The sequence below is a fragment of the Rhodocytophaga rosea genome, from assembly GCF_010119975.1.
In the GTDB taxonomy this organism is placed as follows: domain Bacteria; phylum Bacteroidota; class Bacteroidia; order Cytophagales; family 172606-1; genus Rhodocytophaga; species Rhodocytophaga rosea.
This window is the reverse complement of sequence record NZ_CP048222.1, coordinates 263,598-289,010: the sequence shown is the minus strand read 5'-3', so window position 1 is coordinate 289,010 and position 25,413 is coordinate 263,598. Positions and strand designations below refer to the sequence as shown.

Below are 25,413 nucleotides of genomic sequence, written 5' to 3'. Positions count from 1 at the left end.
ACTTGATTAATCCTAAAATATTACAGTATGCCAATAGTTAAAGTAAGGTATTGTGGCTTGTATAAATTTTTTTAATCTTATATTGGCAATACCAATACTATTATCTATTGTATTGTAAAGAACTTAAGGATGAATTACAATTGAGTGATTATAACCTAATTTGATTAATAATAAAAATATAATGAACACCGCCGTACATAATAAATTAGTTTCTTTTATATGGTCTATTGCTGATGATTGTTTGCGTGATGTGTATGTTCGTGGAAAATACCGTGATGTAATATTGCCTATGGTGGTGCTCCGAAGATTAGATGCTTTGCTGGAACCCACGAAAAAGGCTGTAATGGAAGAACTGGCTTTCCAGCGTGATGAAGCCAAGTTTACAGAATGGGATAAAAATGGACTTAGGCAAGCATCCGGGTATGTGTTTTACAATATCAGTGAATGGACATTACAGCGCTTGCAGAATACAGCTACCAACAGCCAGCAAATTCTGCAAGGTAATTTTGAGGATTATTTGAATGGCTTTAGCGCGAATGTAAGAGAAATCATTGAAAAGTTTAACCTTAAAAGCCAGGTTAAGCATATGACATCTAAGAATGTATTGCTGACTGTGCTGGATAAGTTTACTTCACCTTATATTAACCTGACGCCTTTTGAAAAGACTGACCCGGAAGGCCGCAAACTCCCACCTTTATCAAATCTGGGAATGGGCTATGTGTTTGAAGAACTGATCCGGAAATTCAACGAGGAGAATAATGAAGAAGCCGGGGAACATTTTACTCCCAGGGAAGTGATAGACCTGATGACCCACATTGTTTTCGATCCTGTAAAAAACAATCTTCCTCCGGTAATCACTATTTATGACCCTGCCTGTGGAAGTGGAGGGATGCTTACTGAATCACAGAATTTCATAAAAGACCCAGAGGGTGAGATTCGTGCCAAAAGTGATGTGCATTTATATGGAAAAGAAATAAACGACGAAACTTATGCCATTTGTAAATCGGATATGATGATTAAGGGAAATAATCCTGAGAACATCAGAAATGGCTCTACGCTTTCTACCGATGAATTTGCCGGCAAGAATTTCAATTTTATGCTCTCTAATCCTCCCTATGGAAAATCATGGGCAAGTGAGCAGAAAAATATAAGAGATGGCAAGGCTATTATTGATCCCCGTTTCCAGGTTAAACTAAAAGATTACTGGGGCAAGGAAGAAGAGGCAGATGCTACGCCCCGCTCCTCAGATGGACAATTGTTGTTTTTGATGGAGATGGTCAATAAAATGAAACCTCTTTCCCAAAGCCTTTCTGGTTCCCGTATTGCTTCTGTACACAATGGCAGCAGCTTATTTACAGGCGATGCAGGGGGAGGCGAAAGCAACATCCGCAGATACATCATTGAAAACGACTGGCTGGAAGCCGTTATCCAGCTACCCAATAACCTTTTTTACAATACCGGTATTACTACCTATATCTGGATTTTAAGCAACAACAAAGCTGCCAACCGCAATGGCAAGGTACAACTGATAGATGCCGGACAGCTATACCGGAAACTGCGCAAAAACCTGGGTGCGAAAAACTGCGAATTTTCACCAGAACATATCAGAGAAATTGTAAAAGTATATGCAGAGATGCAAACTATTGAACGGAAAGGAGAAGAAGGCATAGCGGCGCAGGTGTTTGACAACAGCGATTTTGGGTATTGTAAAGTAACCATTGAGCGGCCTAAGCGTCTGAAGGCACAGTTTACTGCGGAACGGTTAGCCCAACTGCGTTTTGATAAGACCTTGCTTGAACCTATGGCCTGGGCTTATTCGGCATTTGGTGAAGAAGTATACACCGCCCTTGCCAGACACGAGAAAGCCATACTAGAGTGGTGCGAAAAGCAGGAACTGAACTTGAATACCAAACAAGCCAAAACCCTGGTAAGTGCAGCCACCTGGGACAAACAACTTGAATTGCTCAATGCAGCCACTAAACTGATGGAGGCCATTGGTACCGATGAATACAACGACTTTAACATTTTTCGGAAAAAAGTAGATGCCCAATTAAAAGAGGATAAAGCCAAACTATCCACTTCAGAGAAAAATGCTATTCTGAATGCAGTAAGCTGGTATGATGCAGATGCAGAAAAAGTAATAAAAGGAATTACTAAACTTTCCGGTGAAGAATTAGAGAAACTGCTTACCCACTTAGGCTGTGAAGAAAGCCAGCTGGCTGATTATGGCTATTACGCCACTGGTAAAAAAGGAGAGTACCTGGAATATGAAACTGAAAATGATTTGCGGGACTTTGAAAACGTACCGCTTAAAGAAAGTATTTACGAGTATTTTTTGCGGGAAGTAAAACCTCATGTGCCCGAAGCCTGGATAAACCTGGATGCCACTAAAATTGGCTACGAAATCAGCTTCAATAAATACTTCTACCAGCACAAACCCCTGCGGAGCCTCGAGGAAGTAAGCGATGATATTTTAATGCTGGAAAAAGAAAGTGATGGCTTGATTAGTGAAATATTAAACCTTGCCTGAGCAACATTGTGAGCAGATTATTGGCTTTTATAAACCAGGTAAAGAAATCTCAAAATTGAATGATTTGATGAAAAGTAAAAATAATCAATACAGCTTGTTTGAAGATATAATAGACCAACCAGTGCTGACAGTGGATAATAAACCATCTGTGTCTCCTGAAAAATCTACTAAAGCTGCATTTCAGACAATTAAAAAATATCCTACCTATAAAGATTCTGGTGCGGCGTGGTTAGGAGAGATTCCAGTGCATTGGGAAGCAGTTTCTTTAGGTTCTCTATTAGAATTGAAGAGTGATAAAAACCATCCTAATTACCAAGTTTTATCCGTCTATAGAGAATATGGTGTAATCCCAAAAGATTCCCGTGATGACAACCACAATGCAACTTCCCTTGATACTACAACCTATAAAGCAGTTGAGCCAGGAGATTTGGTAGTAAACAAAATGAAAGCTTGGCAGGGTTCGATGGGGATTAGTGCTTATAAAGGGATTGTTAGTCCTGCATATATAACCTGTAGAGTAACTTCAAAAAAGGTTTATTCAGAATATCTTCACCGATTATTGAGGAGTGATAATTATATTGGTGAATATAATCGAATTTCATATGGTGTGAGAGTTGGGCAATGGGATATGCACTATGAAGATTTTAAAAAAGTAGTCACTCTCCTTCCTCCATTAGAAGAACAAACAGCCATTGCAACCTTTCTCGACCAAAAAACAGCCCAAATAGATAAAGCCGTTGCAATTAAGGAAAAACAAATAGAACTGCTCAAAGAACGCAGGCAAATTCTTATACATAATGCTGTAACCCGTGGCCTTAATCCGAATGCATCTATGAAAGACAGTGGAGTAGAGTGGATTGGAGAAATACCAGCACATTGGCAAATTGTAAAAAACCACATTTTGTTTCAGGAACGTAACCAGCCTGGAAATGAGAGTTTACCTCTACTTACCGTGTCTATTCATTCAGCCGTTTCTTCAGAAGAATTAAATGATGAAGAGAATTTGCGAGGCAAGATTAGAATAGAAGATAAAAGCAATTACAAGCTAGTTAAAGTCAACGATATTGTTTTCAATATGATGAGAGCCTGGCAGGGGGCTATTGGCGCTGTACGGACCGAAGGGATGGTAAGTCCGGCTTACATTGTAGCAAAGCCTAAAGGAGCAATAGATGCAGATTTTTTTGAATACCAGTACCGCACTAAAGCTTTTATCCAACAAATGGACCGGTTTTCAAAAGGGATTACAGATTTTAGAAAGCGTCTTTATTGGGATGAGTTTAAGCAATTAAAAACAATCCTGCCTCCAATAAGTGAACAAACTGCAATCTCTAAATTCATTGCAGAAGTATCTCAAAAAATTGAAACCGCTATCTCAATTAAAGAAAAAGAAATTGAGAAGCTAAAAGAATACAAAACCACCTTGATAAATAGTGTAGTAACCGGTAAAATAAAGGTGAGTTAAGTATGTTAATTTCTTCTAAAACTATTGTTGAAGCCCTTTTTCAAAAGCATCATACATATTATAGAGGTATTGGAATTGAAACGATTAAACAGCAGGCAGGCCAGGTAGAACAGGTAAGTGCCGATTACCAGGGTAGGGTAATTTTTGAGTTATTGCAAAATGCTTTTGATAAAGCAGAGCAATCAATCCTGGTAACGGTAAAAGATAACAATCTCTTTATCGCCAATGATGGTGTTGCATTTACCTATCAAAGTAACTATGATTATGTCAATGGCACTTCCCAACGTGCCGATTTTCAGTCATTATGCTCTATATCTACTTCCACCAAAGATGCCAATATTAGTATCGGGAATAAAGGTGTAGGTTTCAAATCCGTTTTTTCCATTGCTGCACATGGGTATGCAGATATTCATACGCAAGGAAAAGTAATACAAGGCAATAGGCAGGATATAACAATGCCCATCAGCTTTCGGATATACGACTCTTTTAAAAACTTAGCAGGCTTACCAGAACAGTTGCCAGAGGAACTAAAAGAAGGCTTAATCAAGCAAATAAAGCAACTCCAATGCGAACGCAAAGAGCGAGGAGTGCCAGGATATTATTATCCGGTATTATTGCAGGAACAGGAAGAATATATTCATTATTTATTCAGTCAAGGATTTGTTACGATAATACAAATCCCGTTTGCAGAGAACACAGCTAGAGAAATAGCAGGTCTTTTTGAAGAGATTAAAAATATTCATTTTCAATTCGTACAGCTTAGGATTCCAAAAGAAATAAATATTTCTTTTGATTTTGAGGAAAAGCCTGAGTTGTGTTTTCAACAGACGATAAACACCTCCATTGATCATTCCTCCATTGTATCTTGCCCGTTAAAGGAGGAGATAAAAAAACTGGCAAAAGCGGCAAATATTAATATCTACAACCCACAAGTAGCCATCCATCTGAAAAATACAGAACAACAACTTGAAGAAGGTTCAGAAGGGTTATTATATAATTATCTGCCTACCAAAGTAAAGTCGCCTTTTAGGTATGTAGATTTTCATGCTGATTTTCATACTACTGTAGACAGAAAATCTATCAATTTTGAAGGAAAAGTAGGTGAATATAACAGAGCCTTACTCAAGGGATGTTTAGAATTATATTTTGCTTACCTCAATAGCTACATTGATGAAGCGAGTAGGGTAAAGTTTGATAATTTCTATTGGGTTGAGGTTTCGGAAGTTTATCAAAGACCATTAGAAGATTTTAATTGGCAATATTTAGATACAATACAAGCAACTGATATAATTTATCACACTGTTAGAGCAATATTAAATATATGGGATAATAATTATAAAACGGCTTCCAAATTCATTTCCAGTATAGCTAAGAAATATTTTAATCAAACTGAATTTCTAGATTCAAATGATTACAACCAGTTTTATGAAAAATGTATCTCGTTCATCTATACCTATTCAAGGAATTATGGTGGCTTATGGGAATGGCCGAGAAATTTCAAGCTGCAATTAGCTGAGCAGTTGAAAATGCTGGATGCCCGGATTATCCCTTCCGAAGCCGGTAACTCCTGCTCAATTAACGATGAAATAATTTATAGGGAACAAAAATTGGATCGCTCTCAAAGTTTTATTCCCTCTTTTTTAGCTATCAATATTACCAGTTATAAAATAGAAGATGAGGGTTTTAGAAAAGCTTTAGGAATAAAAGAATTTACTGACAGAAATGAAGTACTCAAATATTACCGGCAAGTTTCTCCATCCGGCAAGTTTCATGGTCCGGAAAATCAATTAACCGAAACACAGCAAAAGGATCTTTTACGTAGTATTAGTACCTTAATGGGTAAAACAGATGAAAATATAGCTTCTACGCACCGATATAATGGTTTTATAAATAGAAATAACATTGACAACACGCCTGCTAATCTGGCAGATTTCAGCATTTCAACAATATTTCTTAAAACAAAGACAGGTAAATACAAACCCGCGCAGCTTTGTAATTCTTACGAGTTGGATCAAGGTTTTCTACCCCGAATGCCTGAAAATATAAAGTTGAATACTTTCCTGAAATATCTAGGAGTTTCCTATCATAACAATTACTATTTTGTAGATAAGCCTATTTGGGATGTATTGCAGGATGGCCTGGATTATATTCCAGCATTATGGCAAGAAGAAAAGACACAGGAGAGCCATTTAAGACACACTAAAATTTTAGAAGATATACACATTATATCTCACGGAAAACCTGTTCATCCCGCACTTATTAATGATAATGATTATCCGTTTCTGGTAAGATTAAAGATTCAAGAATTTAGTGAAGAAGCTCAACCATTGCTGATAAAACGATACGAAGTTTTTCCAAAAGAGTATTTGTCACTGCTTATTGCTGCATGTAAAAAGAGTTTAAAATGTAAGGAGCATTTAATCAGGTTCTACCAAAACATTTTTGAGCCTTTACATCAGCATCTTAAAGAATACCTTATCATAAAAAATGGAGAACTGTCATTTACAGCATCAACCAATTTTTATGTGGTGAATAATCAGCAAGATTTTCGTTTAGTTGAAAATTTAGATATACTGGTTCTTTGTTACTATAAAAGTAAACTTGAAATTGAAAGTTATCAGTTTGAAGGGAAACTTCTTGAGTTAGAAGAAGGAGAAATTATAGCTCATTCTAATGTAGATATTACTGACATTTTTCAAAAAGACATATTACCTAAAGTTTTCTATATACTGACAGAAATATCCCTTAGCAAACTTTCCGATACGGACTTCTTTGAGTCTCCTGAAAGAATTACGCAACTTTCCAAAAAGCTTTCAAACTTCAAGTTTTATGAAGCAGATAGTTTGAGGAGAGAAATTAATATAGGCGCAATCAAGAAATTTTCAGAAAATAGACTCTATGATTTTACTGAAGATGCCTTAGTTGTTTGTAAAAGCATATCTAGTAATATTCGAGCGCAAGCCATAGCCAAAAGTATTTTTAACAATAGCAGTATCGCAAAAACTATAGAGCTGATACTATTTCACAAAAATGAGAAAGATCTTAAAAATGAGTATTTGGATCAAATTGAGGCTTGGGAGCATATATTTAAAAGGCACTGGATTACTAATTACGAAGAGAAGTTTACAATTTTTTCCCAAAGGATACTGCACCAGTTTGATTGTGAAGATTTTTTATCAGATCACTTATGGTTTAGGTATAATTCCACTCATCAAAGCGAATGTATAACAAAAATATATACCGCTAATAAGTTACATACTTTACAGGCGGCAATTTCTACAGAGAAACAGCATTTCGAGGATGGCATATTCTCGGATTTTGACCTTGAAATTGATTATGATATGTATAATGATCAATTAGCACGGCTGGATTTAATATTGCGTAGTTATAAAGGTGCAACAGCAGATGGATTGAAAGCCAAATTAAAAGACCTAACAGGGAAAATAGGAATAGAGGATAAGTTAAAAGGCTTGGAAAATGAAATAAGGAATATGTTTCCAGATGCTTTTTCTGCTAATATCTCCAGTGATACAATTAAATCAATATCCAAGGAAATTACTATACAATCTAAGGTAGAAAGGATTTATCAAAATATAAGTAAAAGTTCAACTAAAAGTATTGCAAGTTTTGAAACTGGCCAAAATATAGTTGTTAATTCCATACCTGTCAAAACAAAGAAAGTAATATATCAGGGCAAAGAATTACCTTCTAATGAATTTGAAGCGATTGGCACATACGGAGAGGAAGAAGTAGTCAGTTTTTTGATTAAGTATTTTCTTCAGATTAAAAATACTGAATTCAGAAAAGAAGCCCTTTATGAAGTTAATAATTTGATATTAACGCAATTACGTAAAGATGATGAAACCCATCAAAAGCATACTGAATTGTATAAAGCTTGTCTGAAATATATAAGCGATGACACAGAACTGGCAAAAGCGTTGATTCCATTTTATTATATAACTCTGCATTACCAGTACGCTTTTATTGATATAGTTGCTTGGTTTGAAAATAAGGCGGTTTTAGTAGAAGTTAAATCAACTCAGAATCAAGAAAATCCTAGTTTTAAAATTTCAAATAGTGAGGTGAATGAAGCTATGGAACATGAGAATTATATGATAGTGCGGGTTACACCTAATAAAATAATTTTCCTTGGGAATCCGATTTACGAGATAAAAGAAAAGCTAACAAGGATTGAAGGAAGTAATTTCACAATCCAACCCCATGGTTACACTTTTACATTCAGAGATTAACAGTATCCAGATGCATAGCCAGACCAATGAACAAGCTCTTGAAGCAACAATTGAAAAATGTCTTACCGGCACCAGCCTAGAAGAACAAAAAGAACAAGGCATATCTCTGAACAATGTGGCCGAAAGGGCAGCTATATACCGTGGAGGTAATGGTTACTACATTGGATTGCCAGGAGATTTTAATGTAAAATACGCCATAGATGAAAATCGCTTCTGGCATTTTCTGGAAACTACTCAAAAAGACGAACTGGCCAAATTGCAGAAGCAAAGTGACTGGAAGTTAAAAGTTCTGGAACGGCTGGACCGGATGATTAAAAAATATGGGATTGTCCGCCTGTTGAGGAAAGGTCTGGAAGTGGAAGATGCACATTTTACCCTGCTTTATGTATTGCCCCTGGCCAGTAGCAGCGATAGCATTAAAAAGAATTTTGAAAGCAACGAATTTAGTGTTACCCGCCAGGTGCGTTATTCTTTGAGCAATCCGGGCGAAGAAATTGATATGGTGCTTTTTGTAAATGGACTGCCATTCGCTACTATGGAACTAAAGAACCATTGGACAGGTCAAAATGCCAAAGTGCATGGGCAAAATCAATACAAATTCAAAAGAGATATAACACAATCACTTCTCAATTTTGGGCGTTGCATCGTACATTTTGCCGTAGATACCGACGAGGTGTATATGACTACCAAACTTGATGGAGCCAACACCTTCTTTTTGCCTTTTAATCTGGGACATAACTTTGGTAAAGGGAACCCACCCAATCCATTCGGCCACAAAACAGCATACTTATGGGATGAGGTATTAATCCGTCAAAGTGTGGCTAATATTATCCAGCACTTTGTTCGCTTCGATGGCAAAGAAACCGATCCGTTAAGCAAAAAAAACTTATACTTTCCACGCTACCACCAGCTGAATGTGGTACGGAAACTCATAGCTGATGCCAGTAAAAAAGGAGTTGGGCAAACCTATTTAATTCAGCATTCAGCTGGTTCAGGCAAATCCAATTCCATCACATGGGCAGCTTACCAGCTGATAGAAACTTATCCTGAAAATAATACCGTGCCCGGAAGCAAAGGTATATCGAATCCTTTGTTTGATTCAGTGATTGTGGTAACCGACAGAAGGTTACTGGACAAACAGTTACGGGAAAATATCAAAGAATTTTCAGAGGTTAAAAATATCGTTGCTCCTGCGTATTCATCCAAAGAGTTGAAAGAAAACCTGGAAGGTGGGAAACGTATTATCATTACCACCATTCAAAAGTTTCCTTTTATTGTTGATGGTATTGCTGATTTAAGTGATAAACGCTTTGCCGTTATTATTGATGAAGCTCACAGCAGCCAGAGTGGCTCGGCATCCGATAATATGAACCGGGCGATGGGCAACAACAGTGACGAAGAAGAAGACCCAGACCCACAGGATAAAATTCTGGATGTAATGCGTTCGCGTAAAATGCGGGGCAATGCTTCTTATTTAGCCTTCACAGCAACACCAAAGAATACTACCCTGGAAAAATTTGGGGTCAAACAAGCAGATGGTGATTTTAAACCCTTTCATTTGTATTCCATGAAGCAAGCCATCGAAGAAGGATTTATTCTCGATGTTCTGGCCAATTATACCACTTACAAAAGCTATTATGAAATAGCAAAATCCATAGAAGATAATCCACTATTTGATACGGTAAAAGCTCAGAAGAAATTACGGGCTTTTGTAGAACGTAATCCGGATACAATTGCCACGAAAGCTGAAATTATGCTTGATCATTTTATTACCCAAGTGGTCAATACAAAAAAGCTTAAAGGGAAAGCCAAAGCAATGGTTGTTACACAAAGTATCGAATCGGCTATCCATTATTATTTCGCACTCCGTAAACATTTAGAAGGTAGAGGGAATCCCTTTAGAATTGCAGTTGCTTTTTCTGGTAAGAAAAAGGTAAATGGTATTGAATATTCTGAAGATGATATTAACAATTTTCCACCACATTTAGACAAAGATAAACCAACAGATCCCGGATATATATCCGATAAAATAGCCCGCTATTTTAATATGGATGAATACCGTATATTAGTAGTTGCCAATAAATACCTGACTGGCTTTGATCAGCCCAAATTAACTTCTATGTATGTTGATAAGAAATTGCAAGGAGTATTGGCAGTCCAGGCATTATCCCGATTAAACCGTTCAGCTGACAAACTAGGGAAGAAAACCGAAGATTTATTTGTACTGGATTTCTTCAATTCTACTGAGGAAATAAAGAAATCTTTCGACCCATATTACACTTCTACTACTTTAAGCAAAGCTACTGATGTTAATGTACTGCATGAATTGAAGACTACCATGGATGAAGTAGGAGTATATGAGTGGTTGGAAGTAGAAAATTTTGTAGAAAAGTATTTCAGTGGTGTAAATGCACAGGAATTAAGCCCTATTATTGATATAGCTGCTGACCGTTTTAATTCGGGATTAGAATTGGACGATAAGCAAAAAGCCGATTTTAAGATCAAAGCCAAACAATTTGTAAAAATATATGGACAGATGGCTTCTATCATACCCTATGAAGTAGTGAGATGGGAAAAGTTATTCTGGTTCTTAAAATTTCTTATTCCCAAACTTATCATTACCGATCCTACAAAAGATACATTAGATAAATTATTAGACTCTGTTGACCTTTCAACCTATGGTTTAGAACGCGTGAAGTTGAATGCAGCCATAGGTTTGGATGCCTCAGAAACAGAACTTGACCCACAAAATCCAAATCCCCGGGGGGTGCATGGTGATGAATCAGTTGCAGATCCATTGGATTTAATAATCAAAAGCTTCAATGAACGGTGGTTTCAGGGATGGGAAGCAACACCTGAAGAACAAAGGGTAAAATTTGTGAACCTGGCTCAAAGTATGAGATCCCACCCGGACTTTAAGGAGAAATATGCCGAGAATCCTGATGCCCAGAACAGGGATATCGCTTTCATGAAAATATTTGATGAAGTAATCGCTAAACACCGCAAAAACGAACTCGACTTGTACAGGTTAATTTCTAAAGACGATGCTTTTAAAATGGCTATGCAAGATACTTTGAAGAGGATATTAGGTTCGTAATTGATGTAAATACTGTTTTAGAGGTTCGTCCCAAATATCTAATCTCTTTATAAGTAAATTATTACAAGTATATTCAAAATTGAAAATAGCAGCAATTTCATTATAGCCTCTCAGCTATATTTGTTGAGTTAAATATGCTTAATAAATAATTTGAATAATGGCAACCATAGATGCGGATTTTCTTTTTGATAACAATTTAATTGCTGAGGTAGAGAATTTGATTCGCTCAGCAGAAACTAAATTATTATTAGTCTCTCCTTACATTGATTTAGATAGTCGCATTCAAGATGCATTAAGGGAAAAGAAAGAACGCCATGATTTTTCTATACAAGTGCTTTTTGGAAAGAATGAAGATAATATCTACAGAAGTATCAAAAGAAATAGTATTGAATTTCTGAAAGATTTCCCCAACATTGAGATAAGATATAATGACCGACTTCATGCTAAATTTTACATGAATGATTATGATTTTATCCTTACAAGCTTGAATCTATATGACTTTTCATTAGCTAAAAACATAGAAGTAGGGATTAAAGTTAATTATGCCTATAAAGGCATACTGAACAAAGCTTTAGGTACTCCTGATGCACTCCTATCACAGGGCGTTGATAAAATAAAGGAAAATGTATTTGGCATGGGCAAAGAGTTAGATCCCATTGAAAAATTTGGAACAATTTTCAATAACTCAGTTTTAAAATACAAAACACAACCAAAGATTAGTGCAAAAAGTGGATTTGTTGGAGTTTTTGGAGGAAAAAAACTAGATGGATATGAAGTAGCGGTTAATGACCTTGATGCAAAATCTGAAGAAAAAAATAATTACCCAGTAAAAAGGAATGATGAAATAAGTGTGTCCAAATCAGCAAGTTTGGAGTACTCAACAGTTAAGTTTTTATCCGCCTCTCAGATAAGCAAACTTTTAGGTGTAGCCCAACCGGAAATAATCAGCTTTATGCAAGGAAAAGGTCTTATAATTAAGGATAGAATAACTCCTTTTGGTGTTTCTAAAGGATTAATTCTTAAAAAGTACATGGGTCAAGAGTATATTGGTTATCCTGAAAACCTTGAAGAGCTTAAAGAATTAAGAAAATAACTCACATTTTAATGTCACCATTTTATAGGGGCTACTCATCACCAGAAAGAATCCGTATCGCTTTCCGGTAGGCAAAAAACCATTTATCCTCTTCTGATCTGATGACACCCAAAGCAGTGAGTCTATCCACCTCATTCCAGATGAGCTGCATGCATCTACCTATATGAAGGTTGTCAGCCTGTCTTTTTACTATAAAAGATTCTGATTCACTGGTCTGAATTCTATCTTTAGCCGTTTCAGAAGTTAGAAAAGAGGGAGTTTGTTGTGATATTGGTTCAGATGTAAACATAAATCTTGGTATCCAGAAACCGCTGGAAACGGATTGGTGAAGTATGTGATAAGCAGTTTAGTCTTTAAAATAATTAAACCGGATACCTATTCCATACTGAAAATGAAAGCGTTCAATAGCCGATGAAGGTAAGTAGGTAGCCCGGGCAAATAGAATGAAAGCCGTCTTACTTGTCATATTCCATTCTCCGGCTAATCCTCCGGTAAAACCAACCAGGAATCTATTGGGATTCACAGCAGCAGAGTCTGTAGAAAATGCCTTACCAGAGTGGATTCCTTCATAGCCTATTAATACACCTGCTACAGGATTTAAGTAAAACAGCCGGTCAGCAGTTGCAAAAGATTTGGGAGCAAAAGTGCCTTCCAGGAAGTATTGATTAACAGCCAGAAGCTCTTCTACCGGCTGATAATATTTCCTTTGCATCAGCAAGCCAATTCCATATACTCCTTCCTTCTTGCCATATTTCCCCAGACTAACTCTAAACCAATATCCGGCGTTAGCCGTTTTTCTAACTTGTCCACTTTCTAGTAAACCAGTTCCGGCTTCAATGAACCGTTGGCCAGGTTGATGGATTTGCCCCATTGCTGATAATTCCAAAAGGCAATACAAGCATACTAGTAAATATCTCATAAGCCTTTCGCACGAATAATGACATCAGAATCCAGTTCAAAGCGTAAATGGCGGCCACCCTTATTTTCATAGACCTGCACTTCCATTACTTTATCTTCGCCGTAGGTTGCCATAGGCATCGCGAATACTAATGTCAAACTTCCCTGATGAGGCACTCTGATATTAGCTGCTGGATACTGGTTAACAGCAGGAATCTCCGTTTCCTGATAAGCCATTCGTCTCGTTACATCCCGGTCCTTGAGGAAAAACTTAAAAAAGTCAATATCATAGTCTATCTCCGAGCGATTCTCAAAAGTGATTTGCAAGAAAAGTGTCTTTTGATAGACATATACGCCTGTTAGCATAAAAGACATCCGCATTTTCATTGTGCCCACATTGCGGATAAAGCGTTTGCGGTGAAGAATCTTCTCTGACAAATCCTGTACCTCATCCGCAGATAAATGTTGATTTGCTACTATAATTCCTTCAGGTGTTGTGGACCGGATAGAACCTGTTTGCTGTGCATAAAATACATCCTGCTCAGTATTTCCAGCCATATTGATGTTGAGCAGCCTGGGATCATCATTATACTCTACCAGAAAAGGATAGTACTTGCCCTCTTCTGTAATTACTACCAGAGTGGTTTGTTCAAAGCCTTTCACATTGGCCTTAATGCGCAGTACATTGTCGGATGGATCTGCTTTATCGGCAATTACCCCATCTGATCCAATGTCTAAATAAATGATCCTGGAAGGGAAAATAATATGGGTAGTTTTTCCATACGAAGTTTCAAGCGGATAACTGGCCCGGATTGCTTTTTCCGAAATGGGAAGGAGGTAGGGCATAGTATTGGAAACAGCAGGTACAATAGAATCCTTTCCTACCGATATTTCCCCTTTTTCTACATAACTATCTGACGTTGCAGACAACTGTTGCGCAGGGAGATTTACCCAGCTACTACACAGGATGCAGCCAATTAAATACTGTTTCATACAATTAATTTTGATCTTGTTTGAGGTAGACTTTATAATTAGGCCGGATACTGACTTTTTGCTGGCTGATCTTTTTGGCTGCTAATGTCCGGATGCCATTTACTGCCAGGTTTGCTCCCTGTACAGCTGTCTGGCCCACCAGCATCTCGGTCATACTCCCGCCACTGGGAATCATATAGGGCATATTTAACGATCCACCAGTTACTGTCTGAGCTCCTGTCTGGGCAATCTGATTTTTCACAGCCAGGTCTGGTACATAAATGCCGGAATGGCCATCTATATCGTACACCCGCATTTTAATAGGAATAATACTGCTGTTCACCCGTACAGAAGTAAGAAAGACCTGTACACGTTCCCCACTGATCATGCATTCTCCGGATAGTAATGAGTTGCGTGGCAGTAGATATGTGCCTACTTGTATATCCTGTAATAAGCGCAGTTTAATGGTAGAACCATTAGTCACTGTTACCTGATTGGCATCTCCATGAACGACTGCTTCTATGGAATTGGGAACAGGTTTAGCAGAAACCATTTCCGGCTGTTTTCTTTCTCCCTTTAGTCCATAAAATGAATTCTGAGCTTGTCTGCCATTTGGAACATCTACATATTCATCCAGGTTGGCAAGTGTAACCTGTGCCGCAGGAAGAGAAGATTCTCTGTCAGTAGAATAGTTATCAGCAGATACTCTTGCATTTGTATTGGTTGAATTACTATATCCTTCTCTGCCTGTACTTGCCATACCTCCAGGACCCTGTTGAGCCCTTTCTAATTGACTGATGGCCATTTGCTCTAATTGTTCTGCTTTTTTCAAGGATGCCTCCCTGGCGCTGCGTTCTGCGAGTTCTTCATTAGACAATGGAGCAGGTGCCGTCATTTGCAAAATTCGTTGCTCATTATCCATTGTTCGCTCATTTAATCGTTGATTATAATAAGACCGAACCTGGTTGCGGCTTTTCCAGCTAGAAGGTGATTGAGAGTTGGCCTTAGATTGATATGAAAGATCTTCATTGGAAGAAAAACCATTATCTATCGGCTTCTTGTTCTGCTTACTTTCTACATCTTTGGGTTCATCTTCTTCCGCTGACAAGTCAGGGAGAATAATGGTGTTCTGCTCATCATCTGAAGGAATTAAGGAAGCATTATCATATTTATTATTCTTAAAGACTTTTTTAGACATTGCCGGAAGGGCAGTGTCGAGGGTTTGTGAAACCATAGCTTGCTCAGTTGATTCCTGATAGGTAATAAAGCCAGATGAGATTCCAAGTAACCCTAAAGCTCCCATCAAAGCTACACTCGAATAAGGTTTGTAAAGAACCTCTGTTAAAATGGCTGCCAATCCTTTTTGTTCTTGCATGCTAGATAAGTTTAGAAGAATAATACAATCAGTGAGAAAAAACTATACATTAGTAATATGCTTATTATAGAGAGCACCCACCGGTTACGGGTTTTGATGCTAACTTTACGTTGCCAGTTGTCTAGACATTGGGCAACCGGTATTATCGTTCTGTTCCAGATCCGTAAGGTTATATGGGTAATTCTGCTGGAGGATTTCATAAGGAGTGGTTTTATAGTTGTCCCTTGCGTAGCTTATTGACGATCACTTCCATCCACTCTTTATCAGTAAGAGTTGCAGGTTTATTAATTACGAAGCTAGCTTTATCCTGACCTAAAACTTCGAGATCCTGCTTGTGGTTGGTTTGCCAGTTTTCTAGCCGGTCATTGTAAACGTGGTTGAGTTCAAAATATCGTTGAACTTCCTCCGCAGTGGCTTTTTTTCCTGGTACTTCCGGCCGTTGAGGCATGGGATCATTCAAAATATTTTTGATCGCATTTTCTTTGGCCTGTGGATTATTAGGATCAGTAAGCCATTCCATTTGCTCTTTAGTAGCTTCATTAGCCGCAGTTCTGCCTTCTTTTTCAAGCTTTTCTATATCTACCTCATTACCAGTGTAGAAACCAAAATCCACCTGACTGACAGTTCCGGCGAAATTAGCATTGCGGGATAAGGCATATAACTGCATAGTGGCCAGCCTGTCTTTTTTGGTCCTTGAGCGTCTCAAGGAGAGATATTCAATACCACCAACGAATGCTTTCAATCTGGCTGCTGATGCGGCTGCCTCTCCGTGAATTTTCATAATGAACTGCATCCGTTCTGAGCTGTTCATTTCCACCACATTCGCTTTAATGCCAGCACTCAGATCATCCAGCAACTTGGCATCTTGTTTAGCTAGTTTCTCCAGGCCAGAATAAAAAGAAGCAATTTCTTTAGGTGAGAAGTGGCGATCTTCGGCAATCACACTTAGGGCTTGCTTGTAGCTTTGTGTGGAACTTTGGATAAATTCCACGGTTTCCTGAATACGGCGGAATTGCTGCACACCTCCTTCAATTTCTTTTAGCTTTTCCAATGCCTTCTTTGCCTGCTTAAATGCCTCACTATTGATGATTTTAGAGGCAGATTGAATTACCTGGGATACCGTATTGATCACACCATTGTAAAAGTCTGTGACAACGAATTGTGAGAAACTATAAGTTGATATACAAGTGCAAAACAATAGGATTATTAAGCATTTGTGCCAGCCTTTACTACGCAAGGAGTAGTAAAACTTCTGTGGGATAGGTTTAAATGGCATAGGATAAGTTGGTTAGTTATATTGCTTTTTTATAGTCGAACTTCGACTACTATATGAATAAAAAATATATTACCTTGATTCAGAAGAAAGCTTTTTGTTTTCCAGTATGGTAAAATTCTGCATCAGAAAGCCGTTGGAATTGTTATCCGACCGGTTCACATCCACTAATTCGCAAGAAGTAACCAGAGTTTTGGTGAGTCTGGAACTAGCCCGGGTAATGGTGACCTTTCCATAAATAAAGGCTTTATAAGGCATGGATTTCATATTAACCCTGATACTGTCTTCCCTGAATTCCTGCCGCATATTGCCTCCAATGAGCTGGTTGTAAAAGTTGTTTTCTTTGTTTTGCTCATAGGGCAGCTTGATACTGCCATCACCCAGGTACCATGCCCTTTGCGCATTATAATCTATGGAGCGTGGATCAGGAGATATATTGAAAATCAGGTCATGGTAATACCGGATATGGTGTTTAGCTTCTGCTTCCCGGTTCGCCTTCACGGATGAAGCCTGTGCATCTGTGGCAGCGCCATTGTTGATAATATAAACCCGGTCAGATGCTTTGTTGGCATAATCAAAAGCCCACCAGCATACAGCTATGCTGAATCCTACAGATGCCAGTACTGTTACCAGGGCATGCAGTCTTAATTTTTGAAAGGCTGTATCAATGTTTCGAAGTGATTCCATACTTTATACGTTTAAATGAGTTTACCCATCGCTTTAAAGGGTGCTGTTACCAGCCTACCTGCACCCATTGCCGTATTAGTCACCAGGTTTTTCATGGCAATGGTACGTTGTCCAGCCATGGAAGCAGAAGGTCCAAATCCACCCACAGATAGTGCCATATTGGCCATGGTAGGTACAAAGAAGTAACCTATAACGGACACACAGACTACAATCACATACAGCGCTGTCCGGCCTGTTGCCCATTCTAATGAATTAGCTATAAAAGGCTGTTCTAAGTAATAGGTGAAAATAGTGTAAGCCTTACAGATCAGAATCATCAGCTTTGCATTGATATACTTAGCAAACCACTCAGCAGCATTATTAGCAAAGCCATCAAAAATGGCAAAAGCAAAGGCAAGGGGTGCAACAAAAGTTAAAATATTGGTCAGGAATAGAGAGAAGAGAGTGATCAGAAAATAACCAATTAGTCCTGCTCCATCAAAAATATAAACCATCATCTTAACAAAAGCTTCCTGCATGCCATCAATGGCATCATCGGTCATATTCTGCACAAATACACCTCCCAATGTTCCTACAGGATCAATGGTAGAACCTACATTCAGGGAGCCATCCTCATTCTTGAAAGCATCCAGGTAACGGTCCGTCTGCATTTGCTCCCGTAATTGAACATACTTTAGGTATTCTTTTTCCCTCAACACTATGGCCTGGTCAATCTTAGCCCTGGATGTACTCATATGGTAATCCAGAGTAGAAATACGGTCAATATCTTTAAAAATCAGTTCCAGAGAATTGCAAAGTGGATTAGAAAATATGATGGCAATAAGCAGCACAAATGGCCGCATCAAAGGAAAAAAGTTAATGGGTTCACCCATCGCTATAGGTCCCCAGATCCGTGAGAAAATATAGATGGTCGCTCCAATCATGCCTATGGCTCTGGCGGCCGCATTAAAGGCGCCTAGCTGCAGGAATCCCTTGGCTCCTTCATACGCATGTACAAAGGAATTATTCAGCGCATCATATATAGTAGTATCCATCGTTAATGTGTGCGTATATAAATGGTGGTGTCCGTTGTATTATTTTTCCAGTCATGATGTACTTCTATGAGCTGATTACCCTTTTCATCCAGGCGTAATGTGGAGAAGTTTCTTTGCTCATCTGCTTTCTTGCTTGAAAGAACATCTTGAGCTTCATCGTACCAGAAACCTACAGTACCAGGCTCTCTTGAACCAATCTTCAGAGTAAATGCTAATAGTTCTGGCTTGCCTGGATAGTCGCGGATAGTAGAGGTGATGCGTTCATTAGACTGGTCACGGTACTCACCTTTAAACTTTTCAGCGCCTTCAGCGAGGGAAACTTGTGAGTTTTGTGCCCCTTGTGTATCTTCAGTGGTTGTCTCCAAATTTCCTTTCCCTTGGGTAGAAGACTGATTGTTACTTTCGCAAGCAAATAGTGTCAACATCAGTAAGTAAAAACAAATAACTCTCATGCATTTAAATATTAAGTAAAACCATTAGTTAATTTATGTGTAGGAGGACAAATGTTCTCCTCTGGCAAAACTAACAATAGCTCTTTCAATACTGCCATATTTCTTCTGCAAATCTTCAATGGCTCTCACTTCTGATTTTTCTGTTGTATAGGCTGCATACGATTCTTTGCCTACCTCTACCCCAAATACTTTGGCATAGCCATTCCAGGAGATAAACACTTCTTTGTATTTGCGTTCCGGATCTTTTCCCTGGTTTACAGACATCAATAGTGCTGTCTCTTCATCCGATAAGCCCAGGATTTCCTGCACCATATGTGACTGGTTTTTATAGGAAGAAAAATCCAGTAAAATTTTAATTGCACTGTTCTTGATAATGGCATCCTGTACCAAGGGAGACATCAGATCGGTTGGTTCCTGGGTGACACTCACCAGGCTACCAAAGTGTTTACGGGCCGTTTTGGCTACCCATTTGAGGAACTTAGCAAACCGGGGATCACCTACGAGTCGCCAGGCTTCTTCTATCACAAGCATGTTAAAAACAGAATTCTTCCGCATTAATTTGCGAACATACAGCGTCATAATTGCAATGGTAGTAACCGTGTGCAGGGTAGGGTTATCTTTGATGTTGTCCATTTCGAACACCACAAAACGCTCGTCCAGTAAGCGGTTGATCTGGTTATCGGGACCTGCATTGAGCAGATAACCCAGGTAAGCATCTTTATAAAATCTTGCCATCACAAACCTGAAATTATGCAGGTCAATATCCTTCTCACGAATGCTGAGCTGCTCCATTTTTGGAAGGTACTGTTCTATAAAGAATTCAAAAAAACTGTTGAAACAAGGATAGGTGTAGGTTTCACAGCCGGCTAAATACGCATAGTATGCATTCACCAGATTTTCAATACCTACCTCTTCTGATTTAGAAATAGCTTCCGCTTCTGACTTCCAGAGAGATAAAAGCAGCGCTACTACATTTTGTTTGCTTTCATCTACTTCCTCTGCAGAGAGCTTTTTTGTGTCGAAATAGAAAGGATTAAATTCCAGTGGTCTATCTTTATCGAAGCTCACATACACGCCGCCCATTAATGCACAAAGCCTTTTATAGGAATGGCCAGTATCCACCATAATTACATCTGTCTTTTGCTCCAGCAGATGATACAGCATCAAATTAGTCAGGAAAGATTTACCGGAGCCGGAGGGGCCTACGAGTAAAGCATTCCGGTTATCAATAATTCCCTTGTTACGGGGTTCAATAAAAATATCTACACATACTGGCCTGCCGGAACGATCATTAAGCTTTACACCCAGGTTATTGTATAATTTATCCTGATAGTTATTTTCTAGTGCCAGCAGACAAGTACCTTCCGGAGCAAAACACATGGCCAAATTGTCTTTGCCAATTTCTGCGCTATTCCCTGGAATACAAGACCAGTACAACACCGGAGCATCACTTACAGCTTGCCTGGGAGTGAATCCCATCCGTGAAAATCCGGCATTTACCATGGATCGTTGAGTTAGCATCTTTTCACGGTCAGCATGCCAGGTGAGTACATTCGCATGGACCCTAATGACTTTCTCACCAGTCTCTAAAGCTTTTTGTATGAACTGCTCTTTCAGTTCCAGGTTCACTATATTCTGCCGGCTTTGCAGAGAGAAGCTAGTCATGCGGCGAGCTTCGCCTTCCAGTTGTTTTAACAGTTTCGGGCTGTTATCAATATAGAAAATCTGGTTATAGATATGGTTAAAAGGGAGACTTAAACCCACCCGGTAGCCCATGCTTCCAGGTAAATTATGCTTGCCTACCTGGTACTTCTCAATCGGAGAGCTATTCCTTAATTGAACCGGAAACTCATCCAGTTCTCCTATCGCTGTGATACCACAGAACTGCCCGTTTACCCTGAAATCCCCATCCATCTCAATATCTGTGAGAGATAAATCATGTGATGATAAGGAGAAATAGTTTTGATAAATACTCTCTTTTGTCAGCTGATAGTCCAGTTCTCCTTCCTGCAGTCGCCTTACCTTAAAAAGCTTAGATTCTTCTAATGTGCGGACAAACTGTTCGGCAATTTCCAGTAACTGTTGTTTGTAGGCAGAATCAGTTACTTCTCTGGGAACCAGCCGAGGAGACAGGAGGGAAGAGTGACTGCTCTTCTTTTTCAGCACAACGTCCATGGGGCGGGTGATAAATAGCAAGCAGCGGTGGCAAAGGTAATCTCGCTCCGCAAAACTACGTTCATCACTTCGGCCTAAGATGGCCACACTGTCTGGGTACCGCTCATATTGCGCTTCATATTTTTCTACCAGGTACCAATCCTGCTTGTGCACAATAATATTGGTTTCTATTGCTCCAAGGGCACGGGAAAATACACTATGCATGCGGTCATAATCAGCTGTAGAGGTAGTGAATATTTCCGGCATCGAGAGTTCAAAGCCAACAGTAAGATCCCCATTTTTGCCCACAATCAGTTCTTCTTCAATGGATAGAATAGGAAATACTTCGTCAATTTTGCGTTTAAGTTTAGGCATTTTTTCTTTTTATAAGGGTGTAGGGATGTCTCATTACTACATAACCTGGTAATTGTTTTTGAATTTTTTGCTTCTCCATTCCCCAACGGCCGTACTTTTTATTCCATTGAAATGACAAGTAAAAGACCCCTGCTGCTCCGCTTAGTGTTAACAGACCGGCAAGTGTAGAAGAGGGGAGTAGCAGAAAGAATAATAATCCCATTAGTACTACTCCAGCAAGGCCTCCAAACAGGTAATACACATACTTACCTTTAAGTCCTTGAAACTCGATTTCATTATCTGCACCCCGGATGACCTCGTATTGTGGCATAACTATTATTGAATAAACATTAATTGATAAAAGCTCCTAACATATAAGAGAAACCAAGCACAAGAGCTATTCCTTTAAACCAGTTAAACAGGCGTTCATCCACTTCCTGTCCCTGATACAGTTTGATGGCAATAGTTAGCCCTGCGATCATCAAGGCGATAAACGTGATGAGTTTACAGGTAAATAATAGATCGTTTTGAATTTTAAACAGCTCTCCCATAGACAACTTATTGATTAGAGATTTGCAGATCTTCTCCAAAATTTTCAGGCTTTGCATTCGGATTAATAATTGTGCCGCCTAATTCTGATTCTGTATGATTGCTGTTATTAGGTGATGGAAAGGGCTGATTTTGTCTTTCTGTCTCGGTATTGCTTACCCACTGCTGTATCTCTGCATCGTCCAGGTAACCGGAATTTTTACCTTTAACGGGTGCAACAGGTACATCCATAATTACCTCACTTACTTGCTGCCGTAAGAGTACAGTGCTGAGAAAGTTTGGGAAAAGAATAGTAAACAGAATTCCCATACACCATCTCCAAAGTGATGCATTAAACCCTTGATCTCCCCGCTGCAGCATCCTTACCATACGAATAGCCATTACCAATGCAGTGATATAAGATAGTAATGTAACTAACTGCACCATGTTGGCCCGCTCTGTTTGCACAAATCGGGAGCTAAACTCACTAATAACAGTTTGTAATAGCATTACTGGAAAAAGATTTGGTGAATGATAAATACAAGAGAAACCATGGATACAAGTCCCAGACCCCAGCTGGTTATGGAACGGCCGGCATGCCGATGTCCTTCCTGCAGTGCCCGGAATTTACCAGGAAGCACCATCAAGCCTATAATACCACAGGTGACATACACCAATCGGCTAATCACATCAAAGGTGCTATTCATACTTCCGGTTACCTGCCGAAGGGCATCTCCGAGATTGATTTGTGCAATTGAGCCGGAGTCAGCCATCAAAGTGCTCAAAAAGAAAGTAAATGCAGCAATTAATAGCAGGGAAAGGCACCAGTTCCTGGCATTGGCTCCAGCATGCGAATCTCCGTCTGCAAATTTCTGAAAAGCCAAAGCAAGGTTGTAGAAACTCAAGATCCCACAAAACACATACACCAAACTTACTAGTGCGTGAAAAATGCTTTCATTGCGCAGGAATCGGAGATAATATCCTGAAAGGCTCTCCGCCTGTGTAGGTATATACAACAGGATACATCCTAATGCCAACCAACCTCTCCGCCTCATTATCCGGCAAAAAATATGAGTTGAAGAACGTATGCACCTACCGCAACAAATACCAGTGCACCACCCCAGTTCAGCATAGATTTTCCTGCATCCGGATCACCGGATTGCATTTTCTGGTACTTTCCTGGTAGAATAGATAAACCGATGATGCCGCATATCACATAGATCAGATTCCGGATCATGATATAAGTGCTTCGCATACTGGTGTTAGTGGAGGCAATCTGATTTTTCAGCACTTCAATTTCATCTTGTGCCTGCAGGGTTACTACACATAGAATAAACATGGCTGTGACTAAAAGAAAACGCTTTTTCATGGATTGAAGGATTTGAGTGATAAAATATTGATTGTGAATTAATGATTATATGATAAATGGTATGTTCTTGGATTCACCGGCAGGAGAGGTAAGTATATCTTTGCTCTCCTCCGCTACATTGGGATACTGTTTGTCTGTAGCTACAGTAATAGCGGCTATCTCCTGAAGTGTTTTCAAATCATCAGCCTCTAATTTCCCTGCTGCTAATGCTTGTATGGCAGATACAATATCCAAATCAGCCTGCTCTTGGGTTAGCTCGCCTAAGGAGTGATTGTCTTCCTGTTCTTCTGCAGGTGTCTGGTTGGCTTCTGGTTGCTCTAATATTGTAGCATTAAAAGTTTCGTGGGTAGAACCTGAAAATTTATTTACAAGAAATTGTTCTTGTAAGGAGGGTTTTGAAATAATCAAAGCCTCTTGATCGGCATTATACTGAGAAGACGCATTGGAATTACTACCGCCTGTTTGATACCCTTTAGTAGAAATTCTACTTTGGTGCCTACCTTTTTTGATGCCAAATATCCAGATCCAGTGTACAACAATTACAATTGCCGTCAGGATAAGGTAATGGGGTATAAGTTGGATAGAAAGAAGCATACAATGCATAACTAAGGGAATGATTAATACTTAGTTTAATAGCTGTTTTACGACTACTTTATCAAATGTAGTTTAATTGCGACTACTTTTGCAAGAAAAAAATATTATTTTTTTGCTAGTGAATTGAAATTACAATCTTTTATTTACAAAAAATTAAATCGAATTATTTGATTTAACACTAATTAGGTAGGTTAAATGCCTGTCTGACAGCTTTTTTATTGTATAAACTGGAAGCTTTACTCTATTGCTATAGGCAATTTTAAAAGAATGGAAAAAAATGTACCGCATACACGCAGTTATAGTCAGTGCGTAGAATTGATTCAGCAGCACTTAAAAGAAATGAGCCTAAAACATGGTGCATTAAAAAAATGGTGTACGGATCATAATTTGAACTATAAAGGCGTAGTAAAGATCAAGAATGGCAGCATGAGCTATTATGTACCTCAGTTTCTGCTTAAAATCCTAAGTGCACTAGGTTATAGGGCTTCTATTACCAGAAGATTTATGCCTGATAAAAAGGAAGAAGATGTGTATATTATTGAAAAAGTGGAAGATGCTGATTTACCTGAACAGCAGGTAAATACATAGTTTAAATGAATAGTTTATAATATTTTTATGAAAAAATAATCAAAAAGTAATGCATATAAACTTGAAATAATATAATATTTGCGCTCGTTTGTTTATAAAAATAAAACCAGCCTAATGATCAAAGCAACCAGTAATGACAAGCCACTTGTTGTAGAAATTCTTTCTAAAGCATTTGATACTAATAATAGTGTCAACTACACAGTAAAGCAGGATGAGAAACGGAAGGAGCGGATAAAGAAATTAATGGAGTACTCCTTCGATGTATGCTACCTGTTTGGAACGATCTACCTTTCCAATGACAAAATAGCCTGCGCACTCACTTTATTGCCTGAAAGTAAAAAAACAACCCTAAAAACGATAGCACTAGATGCCCAGCTAGCCATAAAGGTAATAGGTTTAGACCGGGTAAAACGTGTATTAAGCAGAGAATCGAAAATACACAGCGGATATCCCAAAGAGCAGCCAGTTTTCTATTTATGGTTTCTGGGTGTAGATCCTGCACACCAGGGAAAGGGTATTGGAAAGTCTTTATTAAACGAAATTATTGCGGAAAGCAAGCAAAAGAAGCGACCTCTGTATTTAGAAACTTCCATGCCGGATAATGTTCCCTTTTACCTAAAAAGGGGTTTCGAAGTCTATAATCAACTCAATTTTGGTCATACACTGTATTGTATGAGAACAACCTCCTAATCTCAATTTATTCT

The 25,413-nt window shown here is 38.7% G+C and carries 22 protein-coding genes; 7 read left to right on the top strand and 15 right to left on the bottom strand.

The window, feature by feature from the left end; genetic code table 11:
• Positions 1-181 precede the first annotated feature (181 nt).
• The 5 genes from GXP67_RS01305 (at position 182) to GXP67_RS01285 (ending at position 12,432) form a co-directional block, all read left to right on the top strand.
• Positions 182-2,530, top strand: coding sequence for a type I restriction-modification system subunit M (locus GXP67_RS01305; protein WP_162441494.1), 2,349 nt, complete (start codon positions 182-184; stop codon positions 2,528-2,530).
• The gene (locus tag GXP67_RS01300) at positions 2,523-3,992 is read left to right on the top strand and encodes a restriction endonuclease subunit S (protein WP_162441493.1); all 1,470 of its coding nucleotides are present in this window, start codon (positions 2,523-2,525) and stop codon (positions 3,990-3,992) included. The genes GXP67_RS01305 and GXP67_RS01300 overlap by 8 nt, the downstream gene beginning before the upstream one ends.
• A 2-nt stretch (positions 3,993-3,994) precedes the next feature.
• Positions 3,995-8,242, top strand: coding sequence for a sacsin N-terminal ATP-binding-like domain-containing protein (locus GXP67_RS01295; RefSeq protein WP_162441492.1), 4,248 nt, complete (start codon positions 3,995-3,997; stop codon positions 8,240-8,242).
• On the top strand, positions 8,214-11,339 hold the full coding sequence (locus tag GXP67_RS01290) for a type I restriction endonuclease subunit R (protein ID WP_232064851.1): 3,126 nt from the start codon (positions 8,214-8,216) through the stop codon (positions 11,337-11,339). Before GXP67_RS01295 ends, GXP67_RS01290 begins: the two co-directional genes overlap by 29 nt.
• A gap of 157 nt (positions 11,340-11,496) precedes the next feature.
• Positions 11,497-12,432, top strand: coding sequence for a phospholipase D-like domain-containing protein (locus GXP67_RS01285; protein ID WP_162441491.1), 936 nt, complete (start codon positions 11,497-11,499; stop codon positions 12,430-12,432).
• Between the two features lie 31 nt (positions 12,433-12,463).
• Here GXP67_RS01285 and GXP67_RS01280 read toward each other — a convergent pair whose 3' ends face one another.
• The 15 genes from GXP67_RS01280 to GXP67_RS01210 form a co-directional block, all read right to left on the bottom strand.
• Positions 12,464-12,721: a hypothetical protein gene (locus tag GXP67_RS01280; RefSeq protein ID WP_162441490.1), complete on the bottom strand. Its 258-nt coding sequence runs from the start codon at positions 12,719-12,721 to the stop codon at positions 12,464-12,466.
• Between the two features lie 57 nt (positions 12,722-12,778).
• Positions 12,779-13,303 (bottom strand): conjugal transfer protein TraO, encoded by a 525-nt coding sequence (locus GXP67_RS01275; protein ID WP_162441489.1) that lies wholly within the window; start codon positions 13,301-13,303, stop codon positions 12,779-12,781.
• A gap of 44 nt (positions 13,304-13,347) precedes the next feature.
• Entirely contained in the window at positions 13,348-14,322 is a 975-nt protein-coding gene (gene traN, locus GXP67_RS01270; RefSeq protein WP_162441488.1) for a conjugative transposon protein TraN, read from the bottom strand.
• 4 nt (positions 14,323-14,326) lie between these two features.
• Entirely contained in the window at positions 14,327-15,676 is a 1,350-nt protein-coding gene (traM, locus tag GXP67_RS01265) for a conjugative transposon protein TraM (protein WP_162441487.1), read from the bottom strand.
• Between the two features lie 211 nt (positions 15,677-15,887).
• Entirely contained in the window at positions 15,888-16,808 is a 921-nt protein-coding gene (locus GXP67_RS01260) for a hypothetical protein (RefSeq protein ID WP_162441486.1), read from the bottom strand.
• A gap of 213 nt (positions 16,809-17,021) precedes the next feature.
• Positions 17,022-17,636, bottom strand: coding sequence for a conjugative transposon protein TraK (traK, locus tag GXP67_RS01255; protein ID WP_162441485.1), 615 nt, complete (start codon positions 17,634-17,636; stop codon positions 17,022-17,024).
• 11 nt (positions 17,637-17,647) lie between these two features.
• Positions 17,648-18,670: a TraJ family protein gene (locus tag GXP67_RS01250; RefSeq protein ID WP_162441484.1), complete on the bottom strand. Its 1,023-nt coding sequence runs from the start codon at positions 18,668-18,670 to the stop codon at positions 17,648-17,650.
• 2 nt (positions 18,671-18,672) lie between these two features.
• The gene (locus tag GXP67_RS01245) at positions 18,673-19,035 is read right to left on the bottom strand and encodes a hypothetical protein (protein ID WP_162441483.1); all 363 of its coding nucleotides are present in this window, start codon (positions 19,033-19,035) and stop codon (positions 18,673-18,675) included.
• A gap of 120 nt (positions 19,036-19,155) precedes the next feature.
• Complete coding sequence (locus GXP67_RS01240) at positions 19,156-21,651, bottom strand: TraG family conjugative transposon ATPase (RefSeq protein ID WP_162441482.1); 2,496 nt, start codon at positions 21,649-21,651, stop codon at positions 19,156-19,158.
• Positions 21,644-21,961, bottom strand: coding sequence for a DUF4133 domain-containing protein (locus GXP67_RS01235; RefSeq protein ID WP_162441481.1), 318 nt, complete (start codon positions 21,959-21,961; stop codon positions 21,644-21,646). Before GXP67_RS01235 ends, GXP67_RS01240 begins: the two co-directional genes overlap by 8 nt.
• A gap of 19 nt (positions 21,962-21,980) precedes the next feature.
• Positions 21,981-22,181: a hypothetical protein gene (locus GXP67_RS01230; protein ID WP_162441480.1), complete on the bottom strand. Its 201-nt coding sequence runs from the start codon at positions 22,179-22,181 to the stop codon at positions 21,981-21,983.
• A 7-nt stretch (positions 22,182-22,188) separates the two neighbouring features.
• Positions 22,189-22,668, bottom strand: coding sequence for a hypothetical protein (locus GXP67_RS01225; protein ID WP_162441479.1), 480 nt, complete (start codon positions 22,666-22,668; stop codon positions 22,189-22,191).
• Complete coding sequence (locus GXP67_RS01220; RefSeq protein ID WP_162441478.1) at positions 22,668-23,042, bottom strand: DUF4134 family protein; 375 nt, start codon at positions 23,040-23,042, stop codon at positions 22,668-22,670. The genes GXP67_RS01225 and GXP67_RS01220 overlap by 1 nt, the downstream gene beginning before the upstream one ends.
• Positions 23,043-23,212: 170 nt before the next feature.
• Positions 23,213-23,527 (bottom strand): DUF4134 family protein, encoded by a 315-nt coding sequence (locus GXP67_RS01215; RefSeq protein WP_162441477.1) that lies wholly within the window; start codon positions 23,525-23,527, stop codon positions 23,213-23,215.
• 45 nt (positions 23,528-23,572) lie between these two features.
• Positions 23,573-24,121 (bottom strand): hypothetical protein, encoded by a 549-nt coding sequence (locus GXP67_RS01210; RefSeq protein ID WP_162441476.1) that lies wholly within the window; start codon positions 24,119-24,121, stop codon positions 23,573-23,575.
• Between the two features lie 267 nt (positions 24,122-24,388).
• Here GXP67_RS01210 and GXP67_RS01205 point away from each other — a divergent pair, with 267 nt between their 5' ends.
• On the top strand, positions 24,389-24,709 hold the full coding sequence (locus tag GXP67_RS01205) for a hypothetical protein (protein ID WP_162441475.1): 321 nt from the start codon (positions 24,389-24,391) through the stop codon (positions 24,707-24,709).
• Between the two features lie 114 nt (positions 24,710-24,823).
• Entirely contained in the window at positions 24,824-25,399 is a 576-nt protein-coding gene (locus tag GXP67_RS01200) for a GNAT family N-acetyltransferase (protein WP_162441474.1), read from the top strand.
• Positions 25,400-25,413: the final 14 nt, after the last annotated feature.